The organism is Bacillus sp. B2-WWTP-C-10-Post-4 (genome assembly GCF_009183805.1).
Classification (GTDB): domain Bacteria; phylum Bacillota; class Bacilli; order Bacillales; family Bacillaceae_G; genus Bacillus_A; species Bacillus_A cereus.
Window position 1 is genome coordinate 26,959 of record NZ_WEII01000008.1, and the last position, 21,282, is coordinate 48,240.

A 21,282-nucleotide genomic window follows, 5' to 3' on the forward strand; every position below is an offset into this window, starting at 1 on the left:
TATTATAGACGGTAGCTTATTTATACTTGGAGTTTAACTGCAACTATTGTATTTTGCTGAATATAATACAGTACAGATAGGGGGCGGTTATATTATGAAAAGTGAATTTGCGTTTAAAGTTTTTTTAGTAACGACCTGTTTATTTATCGTGTATTTATATGCGTTTCTCGTCTTTTCTTTTTATGTTCCATATGTTGATTTAATATTGTTCTTCGGATTTATTTGGGCGTTTGTGAAAGCGAGGGAAGGAGAGAAGAGTATATATCGGCGCATTACCTTATGCGGGACGGCCGTTCTCGTTATTTTGTACTTTTTTATTATGCATGATTTTTGGAGGGGAATGTAAAAAAGCATACGATTAATCGTATGCTTTTATATCTGTTAATGATGGAAGAGAGGCAATTGCACCGTAATTTGTACATGTGATAGCACCTACTTTATTTGCAAAGGAGATAAACGCTGTTAAGTCTTTGAAATGATATGAAAGTGTATGTTCACTTTGGGCAATCTGATATAACATTGCTCCAACGAAAGCATCACCAGCACCAGTTGTATCGACTTGTTGAATGGAAATAGAAGAGACAATGGTTTGACCTTCATTTGTCGCAAGAAGTGTACCGTCTTTTCCAAGTGTAATAGCTACTACTTTTGCGCCATAATTTAATAATTTGAGTGCAGCTTGTTGTAAATCACTCTCTTTAGAGAGCATAGTAGCTTCCTCTTGACTTACTTTTACGAAGTGTGCATGTTTTATAAAGGTTAGACAATCTTGAGAGAATTGTTCTGTATTTGTAATGAGTGCACTTCGATAATTTGGATCAAAAGAAATAAAATGGCCGTTATCTTTCGCATATTGTAACAACTGAAAATACGTTTCTTTTAATGGGCTTGATAGTAAAGCTGTCGCTGAACCGAAATGTATTAAATCATTCGTTTGTATTTTTGATAAATCAATGCTATTGAATTGATATTCACCATCTGCACCACGCATAAAAGTAAAATCACGTTCCCCATCTTGATCGATGGATACGAATGCAAGTGTTGTTTGTTTATCTTTTATGAGCATGGATGTATCGACTTGCGCACGCTGTAAAGTTTGTTCAAGAAACTCACCAAATGGGTCATTTCCTACTTGCCCCATAAATGTAGCGTGTCCACCTAATTTTGTAATCGCAGCAGCAACGTTAGCGGGTGCTCCACCAGCTTTTTTTTCGAAATCTGAACCGTTTACTAAAGAAACGTTAGTATTTCGGCACACAAAATCAATTAATAGTTCACCTATACAAAAGACATTTCTCATACAATCCCTCTTTTCAGCTTATATTGTGTGATGATAAAGTTTAGTTTTGCATCTGAAAAGATTGCGATATGATGTTTCATGTCTTTTCGAGGAAAAACTCGGGACGTAAAGACTGTTGAACCATCGTATAAGAAAATTTCCACGATGCTTTTATCTACAAATATTTGTAGTTCTATCGTATCTTGAATATCGATTTTTTTACAGCGTTCAAATCCATATTCTCCGCCAAATTGATGGTAGAAGTTGCCCCTGTCTATAGAAATAGTACCTTGTGCCCGATTAAATGTAATGGGGAAACATTCCTCCTCATTGTGGAAGAGAGAAAGCCCAAAACGCTTTGCATCTTCTGTTTTAAGTGTAACAATTAATTCATAGGAGCCTTTATCATCAAGCGTTGATAATACATTTAATCCAGCTGTTATATCTCCTGAAATTTCTTTTTTTGTTGTTCGTAGTTTTGTTAATTCTGAAACTGGTTTTTGTTTTAAGATGTTATCTTCTAATGTTAATTCACGTGGAAGTGTTAGGCAATGAGCCCACATATAATCATCAGAAGGATATGTGATTTCACTTGATCCTGCCCAAGCAAACAATAGGCGACGACTAGTAGAGTCTTCTAAAGTTTGAGGGGCATAAAAATCGAATCCTTTATCAGCTTCGTAATAGGAATCAACATGGAAATATAAATTTTTAATATCGAAATGGCCTATGGCATAAACGACATTGTATATATTGTGAAAGTTTTCGCCGTCTTTTTCAATTCCTTGCGGTGAAAAGAGAAGTACATCTTTCCCTGATAATTGGAAGTAATCGGGGCATTCCCACATAAATCCGAATTCTTTTAAATTTGTTGTAATTTCACCTTGGAAATGCCAATTGTATAGGTCTTGTGATTTGTATAGTAATAGAGTTCCTGTTTTATTTTCACGTTGGGCACCGAGTAACATATAGTACATATCATTATGTTTCCAGACTTTTGGATCACGTACATGTTTTGTATATCCGTCAGGAATTATATCAATAACAGGATTATTACTATATTTCGTCACCGTATATTGTGAATCCATTGTTGCCATACATTGTTTTGCATCACGGGAATCATTAGGCTTTTTTATATTCCCTGTATAAAGTAAATGAAGAAGGCCATCTTTTACGATAGCACTACCAGAATATGCACCGTGTGATTCATAGCTTTCAGTAGGGATGATGGCTACAGGCATACGCTCCCAGTTAATAAGGTCTTTTGACTTCACATGCCCCCAATGCTTTATTCCATGAATGGGACCAAATGGATACCACTGATAAAAAACGTGATATTCATCATTGTAGTAGGATACACCGTTAGGATCATTCATTAATCCAAATGGTGGGTGGATATGATAAATTGGTTTCCATGAATCTTGGTTTGCAATTTCATATAAAGAATGTAATTCGTCTTTATTAGATTGCAGTATTGTTTTATATTTTGACATAGGTTTTCACCCCGTTATTATTTACTTTCTTTATATAAAATGAATGTGGCAACAAAAGCAGTGATAACTGCAATAGCGAAACCAATTATATAGTGAATCATGTTCATCATGCCAAGAGGTGCAACAATTGTAAGCATCGGAATACCTGTTAAACCGTATGCATTAGCCGCCACTTGCATCCAAACAACGTAAGCGCCTCCAATTGCGCCGCCAATAGCTGCTGCAATAAATGGTTTACCAAGTTTTAAATTGACACCAAAAATAGCTGGTTCTGTAATTCCTAAAAATGCTGAAGCTGCGGCCGGAATTGCAATTTCTTTCGTTTTTTTGTTTTTTGTTTTGAAATAGACAGCTAAAGTAGCACCGCCCTGTGCAACGTTCGCCATTGACCAAATAGGGAGTAAGAAATTGACACCGATATCTTTATTTGCGAGTAAGCCTGCTTCAATAGCGTGGAAGCTATGGTGTAAGCCAGTAAGAACGATTGTTGAATACAATCCGCCGAATATAAGTCCAGCTACTGGTCCTGCAAATTGATAGATTGTATTTAAAAGGTACGTAATGCCGTCACCGATTTTATATCCAATTGGTCCGATAATAATAAGTGATAAAAAGCCAGTTATAATAATTGTTAAGAATGGTGTAACTAATAAATCTAAAGAGTTCGGAACACGTTTTCGAAGTTCTTTTTCAATTGTACTCATAACATATACGCATAATAAAATAGGTAAAACAGTACCTTGATAGCCAATCATATCAATATCCATACCAAAGAAATGTAAAACAGTTGGTTTTGCATTTGAAAGAGTCCAAGGATTTGTTAAGCTTGGGTGAGTTAATATACCACCAACAACTGCACCTAAGAAAATGTTACCACCAAATTCTTTAGCGGCACTAACTCCAATTAAAATAGGTAAAATAATGAAAGCTGCACTTGAGAACATATCAAGTAATTGGATAAGTGAGTGATCTCCAGGAACTAATTTAAACGCTTTCAACATTCCGAGTAGACCCATAAGTAAACCGCTTGCGACGATAGCTGGAATAATTGGAATAAAAATATTAGATAGTGTCTTTGCTAGGCGGGCGATAGGGTTCATTTTTTTCTTAGGTATATCGTTTGATGTTGTAGAATCTAGTTCGGCTATTCCAATTAGTTTTGAGAATTCATCATATACTTTGTTTACTATGCCAGTTCCAAAAATAATTTGATATTGCTCGGTCGTTGCGAAAGCACCTTTTACTCCATCGATGCTTTCGATTTCTGCAGAGTTTATTTTCGTATCATCCTTTAATATAAGACGAAGGCGAGTCGCGCAATGTGTGGCACGAACAATGTTTTCCTTTCCACCAATGTTCTGTATTACTTGAGTTGCAATTTGCTTCATATCCATAAAAATTCCCCCTTACTATAAATTCTCTTTTATGGAACCGGTTCCGTAATGAGTTAAAATAAAAAACAGGGAAATGATGTTGAAAATCCTGTTTTTAAAATGTGGAACCGGTTTTAATTTTATTATAGAGCGCCTTTATATTTTGTCAACGCTTTCTTGGATTTTTAATGTATAACGAGAGTGTAATACTTTTGGTATAGTTTTGTTTTCAACAAGCTGTGAAAGAGAAGTGGCAGCAAGCTTTCCAGCATACTCATAGTCAAACGCAATTGTCGTTAAACTAGGGTGTACCATTTCTGAAATATCATATCCACCGAATCCTGTTACAGAAATATCACCTGGTACAGAAAGGGAGTGGGAGTGAATGACTTTCATTGCGCCAAGAGCGATGTTATCTGTAGCACATACGATAAGAGTTGGGCGATTATTATCTAAAATATGTTGTACTTGTTTCATGGCATCTTCTATGCGGAAAGTTGTTTCGTAATATGAAACGTTGCAAGTCGGTTCTAAATTTTCAATTGCTTTTTGAAAACCATTTTTTCGATGTATTCCAACAGAAATATCATCTTTTTCTATCCCTAAATAGGCAATATGTCGATGGCCTTGGGATAAAACGTATGCCCCTAACTCATAAGCTGCATCATAATCATCGTGAACGAGGCAATATTGATCTTTATATTCTTGCCCGACGAATAAAATAGGGATGTTTGAATTAGCCATAATTTTTTGATGTTCATTCGTTAATGTTTTTGTTAATAAAATAATGCCAGCTACCTTTTGTTTTATAAAGTTTTCAATTGCTTGTATTTCAGTTTCGGTTGTTTGATTTGCATTTGCTACAAGCATTTGATAGTTATTTTCCTGTAATGTTTTATCGATCCCGATAAGTGTTTTCATTGTAGCGAAGGAGTCTAATCGGGGGATGATGACACCAATTAAATTTGTTGTTTTTGCTTTTAAACTTTGAGCAAATGTATTGGGAGAGAAATTTGTTTCCTGAATAATACCTTCGATTTTAAGTTTTGTTTTATCACTTACATATCCGCCGTTTAAGTAACGAGAGACTGTGCTTTTTGCAACGCCAGCCAATTTGGCGATATCTGCAATTGTTTTAGCCATAGTATTTCACCTTCGTATTCATAAAAATGTTAACTTTATTATAAGGAGAATTAGAGATGACGTAAACAAGAAGAGAGAAAGAAAAAACCACCTCACGTATATGAGGTGGAATAATTGTTAATATTTAGGCTTAAATGTATGACAACAAGTCTCTACACTCGTTGCTACAGAACTTTCTAGCGTCTCGTTTGTTAAAACAGCAGCTGTATATGAATCATTTTCAGTTTGACCAGTTTCATCTGCATCAGGCTGAACGATGATCGCACTTGCTTGACAAAAGTTACCTTGTCCCCAAAAAGAACAGTTGGAAACAGAACATCTTACTTCTGGCATAAAACCCCCTCCTTATACATTAGTGTGGGATTTTACACCCATTTCATGTGTAGAAGGAGTTTCCTTTTCTAGTTACTTTTTCGTTTGCTCAAGCCATTCTTTTAATTTATCTTTCGGCTGTTCACCGCTAATACGGCTCACTTCTTTGCCATCTTTAAAATGAATGATTGTTGGTGTTCCTTGAATTTTATATTCATCCCAAGGAGCATCTAATTTTTCAATATCCATAACTTTCATATCAACGTTTAAGTCTTTAGCCATTGGCACTAGGACAGGAGATAATTTTTGGCAATGAACGCAAGATGTTTGATAAAAGTATACTGTTTCTTCTTTTTTCTCTTTTAAGTTCTTTTGAAGATCTGAAAGAGAGATTTTATTTGTGTAGTAGTCAGGACCGTTTGTCTTACTTTCAGTAGGATTATCAATCTTTTGGCTAGTAGCATTTTTTTCTTCCATTTGTGTGACAGCGAAAATTGCTACGAACAAGGCGATAATAATACCACCAAATATAAGCATTTTTTTCATTCTTTCATCTCCTTATTTGTTTTTGATGACAATAAAGCTACAAACAGCGATTGTAATAAAGCCGATAAGTGCTAAAAACGGGATTGTAATAAAACCAAACCAGTTTATAAATTCTCCGGTGCAGGGTACACGACCGCAAGCTGCTCCAGCAGCTGAAAACGCTGGGACTTTTTGAATTGCATAGTGATATAAAGAAATACAAGCACCAATACTTGCAATTGGTAAAGAATAACTTGCGATGCGATAATCTTTTTTTGCTACAGCGATACCGAGCCATAAAACGAATGGATACATAAAAATACGTTGATACCAACAAAGTACACAAGGCTCAAATTTCATGATTTCGGAAAAATAAAGACTTCCCAGTGTAGCGATAAAAGAAGCTCCCCATGCGGTAAGTAAAGCATATTCTTGCTTTTTTTCTCGTCCCATATTTTATACCTCTCTTATAATAGTTACATACTAAATTATAGTATGAAGTGGTATGGAAAAGAAAGAAAAAATATGTTTATCAATAAAAGTTTTATGAGGAGAAACTTTTATTGATATAAAAATTTAAAAAAAGCGCCATTCTCCGGAAGAGAATAGCGCTATAGTTTACATTTGAATTTGTTCTACTTCTTCTACATGCGACTTTTGGGATGCGTGGTCAATATATTGAAATAGGAGCTGCAATTGTTTATCAACTTCTGGCAGTTCCTTGCTGTATTGATAAGCGTGTAAAAAATGCTCAATACGCTTAGAAAATAATTGATCGTTCGTTTGAACCATGAGAACGAGTAATTTATCCCAATTACAGCAATACGTGTAATAGAGAGCTTTATCATAGTCGTTATATGTTTGCACTGTGTACCCTCCTTACCGAGAGTTATATATAGTGTGTGATAAGTAAGGAGAAATACACTTGAAAGAATTTGTTAAGAAAAAATGAGAATGAAAAGAAAAAACGAGGAATTCCCTCGTTTTTTAAGCTTTTGGCATTGGCGTAGGTGTTGGTTTGCCATAGCCTTCTTTGTATTTATTATCGATATAGTTACGAATTTCAAGCGTTGATTTTCCTTTTTGTTTCATGGAAGCAGATTCAACTGCAATTTCTAGGCAATTGACGCAAGTCGTTGCATGGGAGTCCCAAACAACTTCACCATTCTTTTTAATTTCACGAATAAAGCAGTTTTTATTATTTTTATGTCCTACACTTTCACCGCAACCACAATAGCATGGAATCCAATCTAATAGCTCTGCATTTTGTCCAGCGACGGTGTAGATATCTTTCATTTGTGGATCAAGCTTATCTAGGAAGGTTGGAAGTGTGTCGACTCCTTTTGTTTTCTCTTGAATGTCAGCTTGCTGAGTGTGCGATGCGTGGTCATGTTCTTCTTGTTTTGATTCAGAAGATTTTTGGTCATTTGTACCAGTACTTCCGCATCCAGCAAGAATTAAGCTTAGTACTGCAAGTAAAGAAAATACATACTTTTTCATTCGCTTGTCCCCTTTACAAATGTATTAATCAAATTGTATCAGAGATTACGGTGTATCGGTTGAAGATTTTTTTGACTGATTTTTGAAGCGACATCTTAGCGAATGGAATAGAAATAAAATTGGGATATAAGCGTATACAATATATAAACCCGCTTGAGATAGTACGGTATTTAATGTGTTGATACTTTCACGGTTTGTGAAAAGTAGAGAAGCTGAAAATATGATGAAAATAAAAAACGGTAATGTAAATTTAAATGAAATATGAAAGGAACGCTTCATCGTTTGACATGATGACCAAATGGTTAAGCAAAGGTTTGGTAAAATAATTAAAAACCAAACGAAAATAATAATATATTCAAAGCGCTGAATAAAAGGAACTTTAATTATTTTTAACATCGTTAAAGTAGGCCAAATAGTACGGTTTAATTGTCCCTCGCTGTAATACATAAAAGATACGATAGCTAAAACTACATAAATTAAGGTGCTAAAAGCAATTCCAGCATGGGCCCATCTTTTTAAAGATTTTCCTTTTTCAATAAAGGGATAAAAGATAAGAATTGTTTCAAACCCTAGAAATTCCAATGCAGAGTGTTTTGCAGATATAAGCATGTCAAAAGGTGAATGTGTAAAAATGGGTAAAATATTACGAAAATGTGCATACTTCATCGGATAGACTAAAAAGAATACAACGAACATAGGAAGAACAATACCCCAAAAACATATCCCTGTCACAGAACGGAAGCCACCTTTTATAATGTAGTAAGTGACTAATAAAAACATAAGCGTAAGTTTCCATAACTTAATGGTAGGGAAAATCCAAACTTGTATCACTTCTATATATGTACGAAGAACAGTAAGGCAAAATAATAAGCAATAAAGAGTGAAAATTACAGAAAATATAGAGCCAACCCATTTTCCAAAGGTTGTTGTATGAATACTAATTAAATCTCCGTCTTTTTCAAGCATTTTTAACATACAAAACAGTACAATATGAGTTGCAATACCTGCAATAATAAGAGAAATCCAAGCATCATAACCTGCATTTTTCAAAATTATACGTTGATATCCGAGAATTCCTATACCAACCTGGAGAGAATGCAATAAAATAAATGCAAAATATGGAGATACGGTCTTTGTTTTATTCATTGTATTCATTGCTTATTTCACCTCACTATTCTCCGATTCCAGATTGTACAATATTAAGATCTAAATTTATATCTACCGCTATATTTTTATACATATTTCGAAGTTGTTTTATATTCCATTTTCTCGTATGGCTTCTAATTTCATCTCGTATTCCTAAAGGATCAATTTCTTTTTCTTGAAATTGTTTTATTAAATCTTCACAGTCTTTTTCGACATTTCGTTCAATTTGTTTTTTTATATAGTTGATATTTGTTTTTTTTCTTAGATCAATCCAATTAGGAGAGTTTTTAATTAATCCATTTAGTTTTAAATGGATTTTTACTTTTGGTATGTCGCCAGTTTGATCTATATCATACTTATTTTCCCCAGCTAAGTTTTGTATAACAACCATACCTTTATGTTTATCCTTTTTTATTGCTGCTTCGTAACGTCCATTTTTCGTAGGATTAATAAGTAATTTTGCTAAAACAGAATGTCTTTTATCCGTATACATGACGACTTTATCGCCTTTTAAAAAGGCAAGTCCTTTGACAGCGACAGAATGATTATCGTCCATTTTAATATAAGGAACATAGGCATCACATACAGAAGAGTAATAATTATATAAAAAAATGTTTAATTCAGTTTGTGGAATGTTCTCATTTCTTATATTTTGCTCGAGTAAATCAGCAATATATAAAGACCCATTTTTTTTCCCGTAATTTAAAAGCTCTTCAGCCGATCCATCTACAATTGCTAGTTGTACATCACGCCCGATATTTGGGTCACGTTGTAAGTTAGTAATAATCTCTCCCATTCCGCGTTCCCCTAGAGCCTTTCCAAATAGGACGACACGCATTTGACCTACAACAACATTGTGAGGAGATTTCGCATTTAATCGTGAAGCAATTGTTTCAAGTGAACGGGCAGATGTTGTTTGCGTCTCTGGTTTAGACTTTACACCATGTGTGTACTCTGGGAATAGAATAGTTCCTTGGAATTTTTTGTTTTTTGTGATGTCAAATCCAGCAATATGAATAATACGCTGTGCATCCACTATATACGTTTGTGTACAGCCAGTTTGTAAAACGAAGAAGATAATGATAAGGTGCAATAAAATTTTTTTCATTCATTCTCACCATCACGTTTTTGCTTCGATTTGTTTGGATTGTAGCGCCATTTTGATTTTGGTCTAAGAAAAGAAGGTCTTTGTGCCGTTTGACTAAATGGTAATCGAAGAAAACCTTCTGCTGTACCTAAACCACGAAATGGATATAAAGGTAACAAATAAGGTGATCCAAGCGATTTTAATTTAATTAAATGAGCTAAAATAAATACAAATCCGACAGCGAGGCCTAATCCTCCGAATGCACCGGCTAAGAGAATAAGCGGAAAGCGTAACAACCGGATAGTAGAAGACATCTTTACGGTTGGTGTTGTGAAAGATGCAAGAGCGGATAAAGCAACTGCAATTAATAAAATTGTACTTGTCAAAGCTGCCTCCACGGATGCTTGGCCAATTACAATCCCCCCAACAATCCCAATCGTTTGTCCGACTTTCGTTGGTAAACGTGCTCCTGCTTCACGAAGCAATTCAATTGTAATTTCTAAAAAGAGTGCTTCTAGAATAGGAGGGAAAGGTACGTTAGCTCTCGAGAAAATAATAGGACCTAGTAAATCAGCAGGAATCATTTGATAATGATATGTTAAAGCCGCTGTATAAATAGCGGAGGAAAAAAGAGAAAATATAGCTCCGAAAAAACGAATAATACGAAAGAACGATCCAATCATCCACGGTAAATAATAATCTTCTGGTGAAATGAAAAAATCCAGTAACGTTGTTGGTCCTGATAAAGCATATGGAGAGCCATCTGTTAAAATTAAAACTTCCCCGTTAATTAATGCAAATACAGCTCGATCTAATCGTTCTGTAGGTAATAGAACAGGAAAAGGTGAATTGCTATTATCACTAATAAATTGCTCAATCATAGTTGAATCAAATGGGACATCAAAGTCAATGTCTTCTAGCCGTTGAATTGCGGTGTTGACAAATTGTTCATTTGTAATTCCTTCTATATAAGCAACTGCTACTTTCGTTTTTGATATAGATCCGACGGTAACTTCTTTAAAAATGAGTTGCTCCGTTACGATATTTCGGCGTAATAAGTGGATATTTGTATCAAGGTTTTCAACGAAACCGATTTTAGGCCCGATTACGCTATACTCATTTTCTGTATCGTTATATAATCGTTTTCCTAAAACAGTACTTTCGGCACGAATTAAAGCATATTGATCAGGATTCGAATTGTTTTTTAAGCGTATTAAAATATATCCACCTAATAATTTTTCACGAATATCATCAATAGAAGGGGAGGTAATAATGTCTTCAATAGAGATAATATTACATAAATCAGAGATGTTTTGGATTTGTTCCGATTCCTTTTTTATAGGAGTTAAAATGAATTGTTTAATAATAAGTGCTTCCACGACAGATTTATAATAAAACAAGCACAACGTTTCATCTTTAAGTATATTATAAGAGACAAAATCGCTTGATTCTTTCATGGTTTGTATAAATTCTGGAATAGAACAAAGTGTTTTTGTATTAGTCTTTTTTGATTTCTTAGATGATAAACCGAACATTTTCTCACCCCTAACTTACATCATTTACTTGTGTTAGTTTTTGGGAAAGACGGGAATTTATACTTAAAAATTGAAAGTTCATAAAGAAAAGGAAGAGTGGTGAAAGCCTCTTCCTTTTTAGCAGTTTAATTTGTTTTTTGTTCTTTAATAGACTTCACTAATTTCATCATTTCCGCTCGTATATCTTCTCTTTTTACATTTAATTTTTCGGCAATTTGTTTAATGTCCATTCCATCTTTTTTCATCTTTAATACATCATCAAGAGGGGTATTGCTTTTTTGAGAGATGATTGTTAACACAGTAAGATGACGCAATTTGATGTTATATTCTTTCATTTTTTGCTTTAGCTGATCAGGTGTGGATTTTTGCATAGTTGCTAACTGTTGTAGCAGTGCTTGCTTTGTTTCTTTATTCATATGATGCTTTTTCAGCTTACTTGGATCTACACCGAAATGCTCGGCTGTTTTCTCCCAAGATTTATTTTGCTTATAGTAAGCTAAAACATCTTTTATTTCTTTATTACTAATTCTTGCAATATGAGCAGCTTTCCAAATTTCATGTCTGTTATAGCCGAGTTTTTCTAGCGATTTCACTTCTTCTTCTGGAATTGGTTTATGGTGATGCATTGTTACTTCTTTTGGTGTGGCAGCGGATGTAGGGAAGGTGGATATCCCGCATAATAATGCTGCCATAGTCATACAAACAGCGATTTTTTTGTACATGTAAACTCCTCCTAGATGGATAATGTAGAAAACTGTACACATATCATTTCCATAAAATGTGAAATACTTGTGAACAAATCAAGTTTTTTTATTCACAGTATGAAATGACGTTTTTAGAAGTTTTCCAACATAAAACATTGATTAATAGTAAAAAACTAAGGTATAATCGAAATTGAAAATCAATATCAATGATGACGATAAACTTATACATATAGATAAAAATAAGGGAGAGATAAATATGACTACATATACTTCCATCGCTAATGTGATTAAAGAAAGACGCTCTGTTCGTACATTTACAGACAAAGCAGTAGAAAAAGATTTATTAATTGAACTATTAAACGATGCAACATGGGCACCAAATCATAAGCACCGTGAACCATGGAATTGTAAACTATACATCGGAGAAGGCCGCAAGAAATTAGTAGATGCAGTATTAAACTCTTTCACGGAAGAAGAAAGAGCGAAACGCGGTAAAATTTTATCAGATCGTTTTTTAAGCACGCCTGCACAAATCGTTGTATATATAAATGAAGATCCGCGTCAAATTCAACGTGATGAAGATTATGCTGCAACATGTGCATTCATGCAAAACTTCCAACTTCTTGCTTGGGAACGCGGATTAGGTTGCGTTTGGAAATCAGGCGGATTAAACTACAATCCATTATTTATAGAAGGAATCGGTTTAACAAGAGGCCAACGTATCGTTGGAATTCTTCATATCGGCTATTTCGATAAAGCGCCAGAAGGAAAAGCACGTACTCCGATTACGGAGAAGATGGAGATTATTGAAGGTTAATAGATGAGACATTCTCGTTTTTGCGGGGGTGTCTTTTTATTATGCAATCAATCCTCATGAAAGCTTGTTCTTCATCATACACTTTCTTAAGGGAAAGTGTAAGGAGGGAAAATAATGAGAGCAAGTGACGATAAAGCACTGCAATATGCGATTGCGGAAATTACGGAAATTGCGACTGGATTTGGGCTTGATTTTTATCCGATGCGTTATGAAATATGTCCAGCGGAAATTATTTATACATTTGGTGCATATGGGATGCCGACAAGGTTTTCACATTGGAGTTTTGGAAAACAATTTTTCAGAATGAAATTACAATACGATTTAGGACTTAGTAAAATATACGAACTCGTTATTAACTCTGATCCATGTTACGCCTTTTTATTAGATACGAACTCTTTAATTCAAAACAAATTAATTGTCGCGCACGTTTTAGCACACTGTGACTTCTTCAAAAATAATATTCGTTTTTCAAATACGAAGCGAGATATGGTAGAGAGTATGGCCGCAACAGCGGACCGTGTGAAAGCTTATGAGCATAAGTATGGAAAAGCAGAGGTAGAAACATTTTTAGATGCCGTACTTGCCATTCAAGAGCATATTGATCCGTCGCTTATGCGTCCGAAGCTCGCATGGAGTATTGATGATTTAGAAGAGGAAGAAGTAGAAAAGAAAAAGGTATCGCAATACGATGATTTATGGAATTTAGATAACCGAAATAAAAAACAAGAGCGCTCTAATATACGTAAAAAGAAGAAAATCCCACCGCAACCAGAGAAGGATTTACTTCTCTTTATTGAAGAATATAGCCGTGAGTTAGAAGATTGGCAGCGTGATATATTAACGATGATGCGCGAAGAAATGTTATATTTTTGGCCGCAGCTTGAAACGAAAATCATGAACGAAGGCTGGGCATCCTACTGGCATCAACGCATACTTCGTGAAATGGACTTAACCTCTGATGAAGCAATTGAATTTGCGAAACTAAATGCAGGTGTCGTTCAGCCATCAAAAACAAGTATTAATCCATACTACCTCGGTATTAAAATCTTTGAAGATATTGAAGAACGGTACAACAATCCGACTGAAGAAATGAAGCGACGGGGCGTAAAACCAGGATCGGGCCGTGACAAAATGTTTGAAGTACGAGAAATTGAATGGGACGTATCGTTCTTAAGAAACTACTTAAATAAAGATCTTGTTATGCGAGAAGATATGTACTTATTCCAGCGCCAAGGAAAAGAATATAAGGTAATAGATAAAGAATGGGAAAATGTACGTGATCAACTCGTAAATATGCGTACAAATGGTGGGTTCCCGTACTTAGTAGTAGAAGATGGAGACTACTTAAAGAACGGAGAATTATACATTAAACATAGTTACGAAGGAATCGAGCTCGATTTAAAATACTTAGAAAAAGTATTACCATATCTTCATCAACTATGGGGAAGAACGGTGCATATGGAGTCCATTGTGGAGAGTAAGGGCGTTGTGTTTTCTTATGATGGTAAGATGGTGCATCGGAAGTATGTGTGAGGGGAAGAACGGACATAGGATACTGTGTCCGTTCTTTTTATTTGGAACCAAGTTAAATATGCTATTCTTGAAAAAAGGGAGTTATATAGAGAAATGGAGTGATTTAAATGAGCAAAATAGGGGTATGTAAGGTTGATATTACGCCGCCTGTAGGTATTGATTTTGTCGGATATCATAGAGAGACAGGAATAAATAATATTGAAGAGCGTATTTATGGGACAGTTTTTGTATTTGAAAAAGATGAAATGAAAACTGTGTTTATAAGTATCGATAATATTGGGATGTTAGTAGAAGATACGAATATGATTCGTGAGCGAGTAGCAAGTAGGCTTCATGTGCCATTTGAGCGAATAACGGTTGTTTATACTCATACGCATTCCGGTCCAGAGACAGTCGGTGATGATCCGCTAGTGCAGTCGTATAAAATGATTTTAGTAAATAATGTAGTACATGGTGCTGTTACTGCAAATAACAATTTGAAGCGATGCGAAGTTGGATGGGGTGTTACGACAGGTGATATCGGTGTAAACCGACGAGAGAGAACATCTGATGGAAGAGCAAAGATGGGAACAAATATTGAGGGTGTTGTAGATAAACGAATTGGCATGTTGGCAATCAGAAATGCTGAAACGAAGGAGCTATCTGGGATTATAGTATTTTGTACTGCGCATCCGAATGTTTTAAAAGGTGATAGCGATGAATTATCAGCAGATTATCCTGGAATAACGAGAGAGATTCTAGAGCAGATAGTGAACTGCCCTGTTATTATTGTTCAAGGTGCCGCTGGAAATGTGAATGCGAAATATCGCGGTTCAAGGGAAGCGTTAAAACAAATGGCTTACATACTTAGTGGACATGTATTAACGATGTTACCAACAGTTACATATAGTCCAATTGTAAAATTAAGGACAGTTTCAAGTATGATGCAAATGAAGTTGAAGGATATTCCTGAAATTGATGAGATACGAAGCATGGCTCGATTAGCCGAGAAGCAGTGGGGCGTGAATACGGATGAATGGCTTGCTATCGTATTAGAGAAATATAGGCAAGGTATTCGGAAGTTACGTATAGATTTAGAAGTTCAACTGTTTCAAGTTAATGATGGTATGTTTTCAGGTATACCGATGGAACCTTTTTCAGAAACTGCCTTAGCAATGAAAGAGAGTCTTCAAAATGAATTGGCTTTCTTTGGTGGATATATGAACGGATATCTTGGTTATTTACCGACAAAAGACGAATATGCATATGGCGGATATGAAGTAGAATTAAGTCCTATTGTGTATGGAACAGTTACAAATTTGTTAATGCCACCGGGAGAGAATACTGCGGAGTTGATTGTGAAAAAGGTTATGGATTTATATAATATGGTGAAACTTTAATGAGACAGGTTTTTGAACGCAGAGTAAAGAATATGACTCATTGTTTGATTTTGTTAAGTCAATGTAATTAATAATGATAATCATTATTAATTACATTGACTTCTAAAAAAAGAAAAACTAGAATTTATAAAGGGATCTTCAATTGTTCGCTATCATTTGTATAGGAGGTAAGTTATGTTGGATAGCTTTATTTCTATAAGATGTAGGTTGGCTCTTTATAGTTTTGGTGTTCTTTTTATCTTTTTTTGTACAGTATTTTTGGTGAATCAGAAGGTGTATGCAGAAGATGTACCGTGGACATCAGTTTCAAATGAGGGAGAACGTGTACTTTTTCAAGAACAATCTTTGTATAGTAATGATCGAAGGGGAGAAGATCTTGTTTCACCTTCATTTGAAGGGCGTAAACATGGTGGGGAAGATTGGGGAGCCTTCTTAGAAAATACGAAGTTAAATTATTCACCTAACATTCTTACCTATTCTGTTATAGGAATAGATGATCGAATACGGGTTAATGATACAACTTCATATCCGTATAGTGCTGTAGTCCATATAGCAACTCAGTATAATAGTGGAGAAATTTATGGATGTACAGGAGCACTAATTAGTAAAGATACAGTGCTGACAGCTGGACATTGTATTTACAATAAAGAAATTGGTGGATGGGCGACAAATGTTATTGTAACTCCAGGACGTAATGGAGGACAAGCACCGTATTTACCTTATAAAGGAACAAAACTTTACTCGGTAAGTGGATGGACTGATAACAAAAATTCAAATTATGATTATGGAACGATTAAATTAAATGGGTCTCCAGGAGATTATACGGGTTGGTTTGGATATAGAACTACCTATGTAGAATCACCAAAAGGTTTACTTGCGGTGATTCCTGGATATCCAGCTGATAAAATAGGAAATGAACGTTACTCAATGTGGAGAGATTATGGTCCAATTGAAGGTGTTAATCCTAGCAGACTAACATACAAGATTGATACTTATGAAGGGCAAAGTGGATCACCTGTATATCATTATTTTGATACAGGTATCAAAATAATAGCCATTCATACAAGAGGAAATAAAAATATGAATTTTGGAAATCGGATAACAGACAATGTGTTTAATAATATTAAAAGATGGTCTGAATAAATATAGTAAATCCATTTGGAGTCATTTTCTTAGATTGTGGTATTTAAGAATTTTAAGCGAAATATATTCAACTTCAAGTGAAACTATTGAGTTTGGAAATTTAAATGTAGGTGTAGTTCAGTTATCTAAAACAAGTATTCCCTCATACTACACCATCTTTAGGTATTGATGTAATAGTAAAGAAAGTTATAGAACAGAACTATATGAAAAAGAACTTGGAAATATCTAAGTTCTTTTTTGTTTCAAATTTGTGAAAGAAAGACATATTGATTGAAATTAAATTTTTTATACCCTATTATATACCCATACAGGTATAGGTTTTTGTGTGATTCATGAAAAAATTAAATAATAAATAACATGGAGGTTTGAAATATGTCTAGAAAAATTGTTGTAGTAGGCGGAGTTGCTGGCGGGGCATCAGTAGCTGCAAGGCTTCGTCGTTTAAGTGAGGAAGATGAAATTATTATGGTTGAACGCGGTGAATACATTTCGTTCGCAAACTGTGGATTGCCATATTATATTGGCGGTGTCATTACAGAAAGACAAAAGTTATTAGTACAAACTGTTGAAAGGATGTCAAAACGTTTTAATTTAGATATACGTGTATTGAGTGAAGTTGTAAAGATTAATAAAGAAGAGAAAACAATTACGATAAAGAATGTAACTACAGATGAAACATATAACGAGGAATATGATGTTTTGATTCTTTCACCAGGGGCGAAACCAATTGTTCCACCTATTCCGGGCATTGAAGAAGCGAAGGCGTTGTTTACGTTACGAAATGTACCTGATACAGATCGTATAAAAGCGTATATTGATGAGAAGAAACCACGTCATGCGACGGTTATTGGTGGAGGATTTATTGGAGTGGAAATGGTTGAGAATTTAAGAGAACGCGGGATTGATGTTACTCTTGTAGAGATGGCGAATCAAGTAATGCCACCAATCGATTATGAAATGGCAGCATACGTACATGAACATATGAGAAATCACAATGTTGAGCTTGTTTTAGAAGATGGTGTAGATGCGTTAGAAGAAGACGGGGCTATTGTACGTTTAAAAAGTGGCTCAGTTATAAAAACAGATATGATTATTTTAGCAATTGGTGTACAACCAGAGAGTAGTTTAGCGAAAGAGGCAGGATTAGCATTGGGAGTTAGAGGAACGATAAAGGTAAATGAGAAATTTCAAACATCTGACCCATATGTATATGCAATTGGTCATGCGATTGAAGTGAAAGATTTTGTTACAGAAATAGAAACGATGATTCCTTTAGCGTGGCCAGCTAATCGTCAAGGTCGCATGTTAGCAGATATTATTCATGGTCATACGGATTCTTTATATAAAGGTACGATGGGAACTTCTGTGGCTAAAGTTTTTGATTTAACAGTTGCTTCGACTGGAGTGAATGAGAAAATATTAAAACGACTAAATATACCCTATGAGGTAGTACATGTACAGGCAAATTCTCATGCGGGATATTATCCGAATGCTACGCCTGTGCTAATAAAATTAATTTTTAATAAAGAAAGCGGAAAAATTTATGGAGCGCAGGCGTTAGGGCGTGATGGTGTAGATAAGCGTATTGATGTTATTGCAACGGCAATGAAGGCAAACTTAACTGTAATCGATTTGCCGGATTTAGAATTATCATATGCCCCGCCCTATTCTTCTGCAAAAGACCCAGTAAACATGGTGGGGTATGCGGCAAGTAATATAGTAGATGGTTTTGTGGACACAGTGCAATGGCATGAAATAGATCACATTGTTAAAAATGGTGGATATCTTATTGATGTTCGAGAGCCTAATGAACTAAAACAGGGAATGATTAAAGACTCTATTAATATTCCGTTAGATGAATTACGTGATCGATTGGATGAAGTGCCAATGGACAAAGAAATATATATCACTTGCCAACTTGGTATGAGAGGGTATGTTGCAGCGCGTATGTTAATGGAAAAAGGATATAAGGTAAAGAACTTAGATGGTGGCTTTAAATTATACGGAACAGTAGTACCAGAATGTGTTGTATATTAATATTTTTTCATCTTCCACTTCAAAATTTGGTGGAAAATGAAAGCCTATATAGTAAGGTTTCACTTCTTGTTTTGTGAACATATAAGATAAATATTAAAAATAGGGGTTTACAAAATACCCTATAGGGTATAATATATTGTCATAGGTTATAAATAGTGACATAATGGTAATGAGGTGATTATAGGATGGAATATAATCAAGATATGAAAAATAGATTGAAACGTATTGAAGGTCAAGTTCGTGGTGTGCTTCGTATGATGGAAGAAGGAAAAGATTGCCGAGAGGTTATTACACAGTTAACGGCATCTCGTTCTGCCCTTGATCGTACAATTGGGCTCGTTGTTGGGACTAATTTAGAGCAATGTTTGCGTGAACAGTTTGAAAGTGGTAATGGTTCAAATGAAGAGTTAATTAAAGAAGCTGTTCAATTACTTGTAAAAAGCCGATAATCTGTCAAACATAATTGTTGACAGATTTTCAAAAACATTTTAATATACCCCTGCCGGTATATGTATATGAGTTGTGGAGGAATCAATTATGAGTATAAAAGTGGATATGAGTTTAGATTGTAAAGGGTTGGCTTGTCCGATGCCGATTGTGAAAACGAAGAAGGCGATGGAAGGATTGACGTCAGGGCAAGTGATTGAAGTTCAGGCAACAGATAAAGGATCTACGGTAGATATAAAAAGTTGGGCGGGTAAAGTAGGACATCAATATATCGGGACGAAACACGAGGATGATGTATTGGTGCATTATGTTAGGAAAGCAAACGAGCATGAAGTGAATGAAATTGTGAAATATCCTCATACAATTATGAATGCTGAATTGGAAGAGATAGTATTAAGTGGTGAAGAGTGTATTATAGTAGATGTTCGTGAAGCGGCGGAATTCGCTTTTGGTCATATTCCATCGGCTATTTCAGTTCCATTAGGCGAACTTGGTAGTGCGGAATTAGATCAGACGAAGCAAATTTATGTCGTTTGTCGAACTGGTAACCGTAGTGATATAGCTTGTCACATGTTGAAAGAGAAAGGTTATGCAAATGTCAAAAATGTCATCCCAGGCATGTTAGAGTGGAAAGGGAATGTGGAAAAATAAAATTTTTTAAATAAAAATATACCTACGGAGGTAATGAGATGAATGTTAAAGCATTACAAGCAAAAGATGTTGCAGAGAAAGTTTTATTCGGAGAGTTGTTTATTTTAGATGTTCGTAATGAGGCGGATTATGAAGGTTGGAAAATTGAAGGAAAAGAAGTTACTTCAATGAATGTGCCGTACTTTGATTTATTAGAGGGTGTAGATCATATTGTCAGTGAACTACCTAAAGATAAAGATGTTTTAGTAGTATGTGCAAAAGAAGGGTCTTCTATATTTGTAGCAGAGCAATTAACAGAGGCTGGATTAGAAAATATTTACTATTTATCTGGTGGTATGAAGGCTTGGAGTGAATATGTAAAGCCTATAAAAGTGGGAGATTTAAAAGATGGCGGAAGTATGTATCAGTTTAACCGTCTTGGAAAAGGTTGCTTATCATATATGGTTATTTCAAACGGTGAAGCAGCAGTTATTGATGCAGTAAGAACAGTTGAAGCGTACGAAGAGTTTGCGAAAGAGCATGGCGTTACGATTACGAATGTAATGGATACACATTTACATGCAGACCATATTTCCGGAGGACGTAAGTTAGCGGAAAAGGTAGGTGGTACGTATTGGTTACCACCAAAAGATGCAGAGGAAGTTGTTTTCTCATACGAACCGCTTGTTGAAGGATCTGTTATTACGGTGGGGGGGACTAAAATTGTAATTGACGCATTATACTCACCAGGGCATACGATTGGAAGTACGTCATTCATTGTAGATGATTCTTATTTATTATCAGGCGATATTTTATTTGTAGATTCAATTGGGCGTCCTGATCTTGCTGGTAAGGCTGAAGATTGGGTGAGTGATTTACGTAATACTTTGTATAGCCGATATAAAGAGCTATCTCAAAATTTAGTTGTGTTACCGGCTCATTATTCAAAAATAAGTGAAATGAACGAAAGTGGTATCGTTAGTGCAAAATTAAAAGATTTATTTGAGCATAATGCAGGATTAAATATTGAGGATGAGGGAGAGTTCCGTAAAGTTGTAACAGAAAACTTACCACCTCAGCCAAATGCATATGAAGAAATTCGTCAAACCAATATGGGTAAAATTCACCCAAGTGTGGATAAAGAGCGTGAAATGGAGATTGGTCCAAATCGTTGTGCAGTGCACGAATAATGAAATAAA

General features: G+C 35.1%; 22 protein-coding genes. 9 read left to right on the plus strand and 13 right to left on the minus strand.

The window, feature by feature from the left end:
• The first annotated feature begins 94 nt into the window (after positions 1-94).
• The gene (locus GBN78_RS06450; RefSeq protein ID WP_000834195.1) at positions 95-346 is read left to right on the plus strand and encodes a hypothetical protein; all 252 of its coding nucleotides are present in this window, start codon (positions 95-97) and stop codon (positions 344-346) included.
• Positions 347-358: 12 nt separating this feature from the next.
• Here the strand turns inward: GBN78_RS06450 and GBN78_RS06455 are convergent, their stop codons facing one another.
• The 13 genes from GBN78_RS06455 to GBN78_RS06515 form a co-directional block, all read right to left on the minus strand.
• The gene (locus tag GBN78_RS06455) at positions 359-1,300 is read right to left on the minus strand and encodes a carbohydrate kinase family protein (protein WP_001246642.1); all 942 of its coding nucleotides are present in this window, start codon (positions 1,298-1,300) and stop codon (positions 359-361) included.
• Positions 1,297-2,772: a beta-fructofuranosidase gene (gene scrB, locus GBN78_RS06460; protein WP_000049734.1), complete on the minus strand. Its 1,476-nt coding sequence runs from the start codon at positions 2,770-2,772 to the stop codon at positions 1,297-1,299. Before scrB ends, GBN78_RS06455 begins: the two co-directional genes overlap by 4 nt.
• Before the next feature lie 17 nt (positions 2,773-2,789).
• Entirely contained in the window at positions 2,790-4,166 is a 1,377-nt protein-coding gene (locus tag GBN78_RS06465) for a sucrose-specific PTS transporter subunit IIBC (protein WP_152127087.1), read from the minus strand.
• A gap of 135 nt (positions 4,167-4,301) precedes the next feature.
• A complete protein-coding gene (locus GBN78_RS06470; RefSeq protein WP_152127090.1) occupies positions 4,302-5,288 on the minus strand; it encodes a LacI family DNA-binding transcriptional regulator in 987 nt (328 codons plus the stop codon).
• 117 nt (positions 5,289-5,405) lie between these two features.
• The gene (locus tag GBN78_RS06475) at positions 5,406-5,621 is read right to left on the minus strand and encodes a DUF1540 domain-containing protein (RefSeq protein WP_001115481.1); all 216 of its coding nucleotides are present in this window, start codon (positions 5,619-5,621) and stop codon (positions 5,406-5,408) included.
• A 72-nt stretch (positions 5,622-5,693) separates the two neighbouring features.
• The gene (locus GBN78_RS06480; RefSeq protein WP_000738450.1) at positions 5,694-6,146 is read right to left on the minus strand and encodes a thioredoxin family protein; all 453 of its coding nucleotides are present in this window, start codon (positions 6,144-6,146) and stop codon (positions 5,694-5,696) included.
• Between the two features lie 12 nt (positions 6,147-6,158).
• On the minus strand, positions 6,159-6,578 hold the full coding sequence (locus GBN78_RS06485; RefSeq protein WP_000532264.1) for a disulfide formation protein C: 420 nt from the start codon (positions 6,576-6,578) through the stop codon (positions 6,159-6,161).
• 165 nt (positions 6,579-6,743) lie between these two features.
• Positions 6,744-6,992: a YhdB family protein gene (locus GBN78_RS06490; protein ID WP_001195459.1), complete on the minus strand. Its 249-nt coding sequence runs from the start codon at positions 6,990-6,992 to the stop codon at positions 6,744-6,746.
• A gap of 120 nt (positions 6,993-7,112) precedes the next feature.
• The gene (locus GBN78_RS06495; protein WP_000761029.1) at positions 7,113-7,625 is read right to left on the minus strand and encodes a PCYCGC domain-containing protein; all 513 of its coding nucleotides are present in this window, start codon (positions 7,623-7,625) and stop codon (positions 7,113-7,115) included.
• Positions 7,626-7,670: 45 nt separating this feature from the next.
• Positions 7,671-8,780, minus strand: a complete 1,110-nt coding sequence (locus tag GBN78_RS06500; protein ID WP_152127092.1) for a GerAB/ArcD/ProY family transporter — start codon at positions 8,778-8,780, stop codon at positions 7,671-7,673.
• Between the two features lie 16 nt (positions 8,781-8,796).
• Positions 8,797-9,879, minus strand: a complete 1,083-nt coding sequence (locus GBN78_RS06505) for a Ger(x)C family spore germination protein (RefSeq protein WP_000722246.1) — start codon at positions 9,877-9,879, stop codon at positions 8,797-8,799.
• Positions 9,876-11,393: a spore germination protein gene (locus GBN78_RS06510; RefSeq protein WP_000467489.1), complete on the minus strand. Its 1,518-nt coding sequence runs from the start codon at positions 11,391-11,393 to the stop codon at positions 9,876-9,878. The genes GBN78_RS06505 and GBN78_RS06510 overlap by 4 nt, the downstream gene beginning before the upstream one ends.
• 125 nt (positions 11,394-11,518) lie before the next feature.
• Complete coding sequence (locus tag GBN78_RS06515; protein WP_152127093.1) at positions 11,519-12,115, minus strand: hypothetical protein; 597 nt, start codon at positions 12,113-12,115, stop codon at positions 11,519-11,521.
• 238 nt (positions 12,116-12,353) lie between these two features.
• Between GBN78_RS06515 and GBN78_RS06520 the strand changes: the two genes are divergently transcribed.
• From GBN78_RS06520 to GBN78_RS06560, 8 genes are all read left to right on the plus strand, one after another.
• Positions 12,354-12,914 (plus strand): nitroreductase family protein, encoded by a 561-nt coding sequence (locus GBN78_RS06520; protein WP_000214819.1) that lies wholly within the window; start codon positions 12,354-12,356, stop codon positions 12,912-12,914.
• 114 nt (positions 12,915-13,028) lie between these two features.
• Entirely contained in the window at positions 13,029-14,447 is a 1,419-nt protein-coding gene (gene spoVR / locus GBN78_RS06525) for a stage V sporulation protein SpoVR (RefSeq protein ID WP_001202701.1), read from the plus strand.
• 107 nt (positions 14,448-14,554) lie between these two features.
• Positions 14,555-15,826 (plus strand): neutral/alkaline non-lysosomal ceramidase N-terminal domain-containing protein, encoded by a 1,272-nt coding sequence (locus GBN78_RS06530; protein ID WP_152127096.1) that lies wholly within the window; start codon positions 14,555-14,557, stop codon positions 15,824-15,826.
• A 174-nt stretch (positions 15,827-16,000) separates the two neighbouring features.
• Positions 16,001-16,969, plus strand: a complete 969-nt coding sequence (locus tag GBN78_RS06535; protein WP_142284884.1) for a trypsin-like serine peptidase — start codon at positions 16,001-16,003, stop codon at positions 16,967-16,969.
• Positions 16,970-17,341: 372 nt separating this feature from the next.
• Positions 17,342-19,006, plus strand: a complete 1,665-nt coding sequence (gene cdr / locus GBN78_RS06545) for a CoA-disulfide reductase (RefSeq protein WP_152127099.1) — start codon at positions 17,342-17,344, stop codon at positions 19,004-19,006.
• A gap of 185 nt (positions 19,007-19,191) precedes the next feature.
• Entirely contained in the window at positions 19,192-19,455 is a 264-nt protein-coding gene (locus GBN78_RS06550; protein WP_000456206.1) for a metal-sensitive transcriptional regulator, read from the plus strand.
• A gap of 88 nt (positions 19,456-19,543) precedes the next feature.
• Positions 19,544-20,104 (plus strand): sulfurtransferase TusA family protein, encoded by a 561-nt coding sequence (locus GBN78_RS06555; RefSeq protein WP_030023363.1) that lies wholly within the window; start codon positions 19,544-19,546, stop codon positions 20,102-20,104.
• Between the two features lie 38 nt (positions 20,105-20,142).
• On the plus strand, positions 20,143-21,273 hold the full coding sequence (locus GBN78_RS06560) for an MBL fold metallo-hydrolase (RefSeq protein WP_030023366.1): 1,131 nt from the start codon (positions 20,143-20,145) through the stop codon (positions 21,271-21,273).
• Positions 21,274-21,282: the final 9 nt, after the last annotated feature.

What these genes read in the sequence shown, in the direction of transcription:
- GBN78_RS06450 (WP_000834195.1), top strand. Translation starts at nt 95, where the DNA reads ATGAAAAGTGAATTTGCGTTTAAAGTTTTTTTAGTAACGACCTGTTTA.
- GBN78_RS06455 (WP_001246642.1), bottom strand. Translation starts at nt 1,300, where the DNA reads ATGAGAAATGTCTTTTGTATAGGTGAACTATTAATTGATTTTGTGTGC.
- scrB (WP_000049734.1), bottom strand. Translation starts at nt 2,772, where the DNA reads ATGTCAAAATATAAAACAATACTGCAATCTAATAAAGACGAATTACAT.
- GBN78_RS06465 (WP_152127087.1), bottom strand. Translation starts at nt 4,166, where the DNA reads ATGGATATGAAGCAAATTGCAACTCAAGTAATACAGAACATTGGTGGA.
- GBN78_RS06470 (WP_152127090.1), bottom strand. Translation starts at nt 5,288, where the DNA reads ATGGCTAAAACAATTGCAGATATCGCCAAATTGGCTGGCGTTGCAAAA.
- GBN78_RS06475 (WP_001115481.1), bottom strand. Translation starts at nt 5,621, where the DNA reads ATGCCAGAAGTAAGATGTTCTGTTTCCAACTGTTCTTTTTGGGGACAA.
- GBN78_RS06480 (WP_000738450.1), bottom strand. Translation starts at nt 6,146, where the DNA reads ATGAAAAAAATGCTTATATTTGGTGGTATTATTATCGCCTTGTTCGTA.
- GBN78_RS06485 (WP_000532264.1), bottom strand. Translation starts at nt 6,578, where the DNA reads ATGGGACGAGAAAAAAAGCAAGAATATGCTTTACTTACCGCATGGGGA.
- GBN78_RS06495 (WP_000761029.1), bottom strand. Translation starts at nt 7,625, where the DNA reads ATGAAAAAGTATGTATTTTCTTTACTTGCAGTACTAAGCTTAATTCTT.
- GBN78_RS06500 (WP_152127092.1), bottom strand. Translation starts at nt 8,780, where the DNA reads ATGAATACAATGAATAAAACAAAGACCGTATCTCCATATTTTGCATTT.
- GBN78_RS06505 (WP_000722246.1), bottom strand. Translation starts at nt 9,879, where the DNA reads ATGAAAAAAATTTTATTGCACCTTATCATTATCTTCTTCGTTTTACAA.
- GBN78_RS06510 (WP_000467489.1), bottom strand. Translation starts at nt 11,393, where the DNA reads ATGTTCGGTTTATCATCTAAGAAATCAAAAAAGACTAATACAAAAACA.
- GBN78_RS06515 (WP_152127093.1), bottom strand. Translation starts at nt 12,115, where the DNA reads ATGTACAAAAAAATCGCTGTTTGTATGACTATGGCAGCATTATTATGC.
- GBN78_RS06520 (WP_000214819.1), top strand. Translation starts at nt 12,354, where the DNA reads ATGACTACATATACTTCCATCGCTAATGTGATTAAAGAAAGACGCTCT.
- spoVR (WP_001202701.1), top strand. Translation starts at nt 13,029, where the DNA reads ATGAGAGCAAGTGACGATAAAGCACTGCAATATGCGATTGCGGAAATT.
- GBN78_RS06530 (WP_152127096.1), top strand. Translation starts at nt 14,555, where the DNA reads ATGAGCAAAATAGGGGTATGTAAGGTTGATATTACGCCGCCTGTAGGT.
- GBN78_RS06535 (WP_142284884.1), top strand. Translation starts at nt 16,001, where the DNA reads ATGTTGGATAGCTTTATTTCTATAAGATGTAGGTTGGCTCTTTATAGT.
- cdr (WP_152127099.1), top strand. Translation starts at nt 17,342, where the DNA reads ATGTCTAGAAAAATTGTTGTAGTAGGCGGAGTTGCTGGCGGGGCATCA.
- GBN78_RS06550 (WP_000456206.1), top strand. Translation starts at nt 19,192, where the DNA reads ATGGAATATAATCAAGATATGAAAAATAGATTGAAACGTATTGAAGGT.
- GBN78_RS06555 (WP_030023363.1), top strand. Translation starts at nt 19,544, where the DNA reads ATGAGTATAAAAGTGGATATGAGTTTAGATTGTAAAGGGTTGGCTTGT.
- GBN78_RS06560 (WP_030023366.1), top strand. Translation starts at nt 20,143, where the DNA reads ATGAATGTTAAAGCATTACAAGCAAAAGATGTTGCAGAGAAAGTTTTA.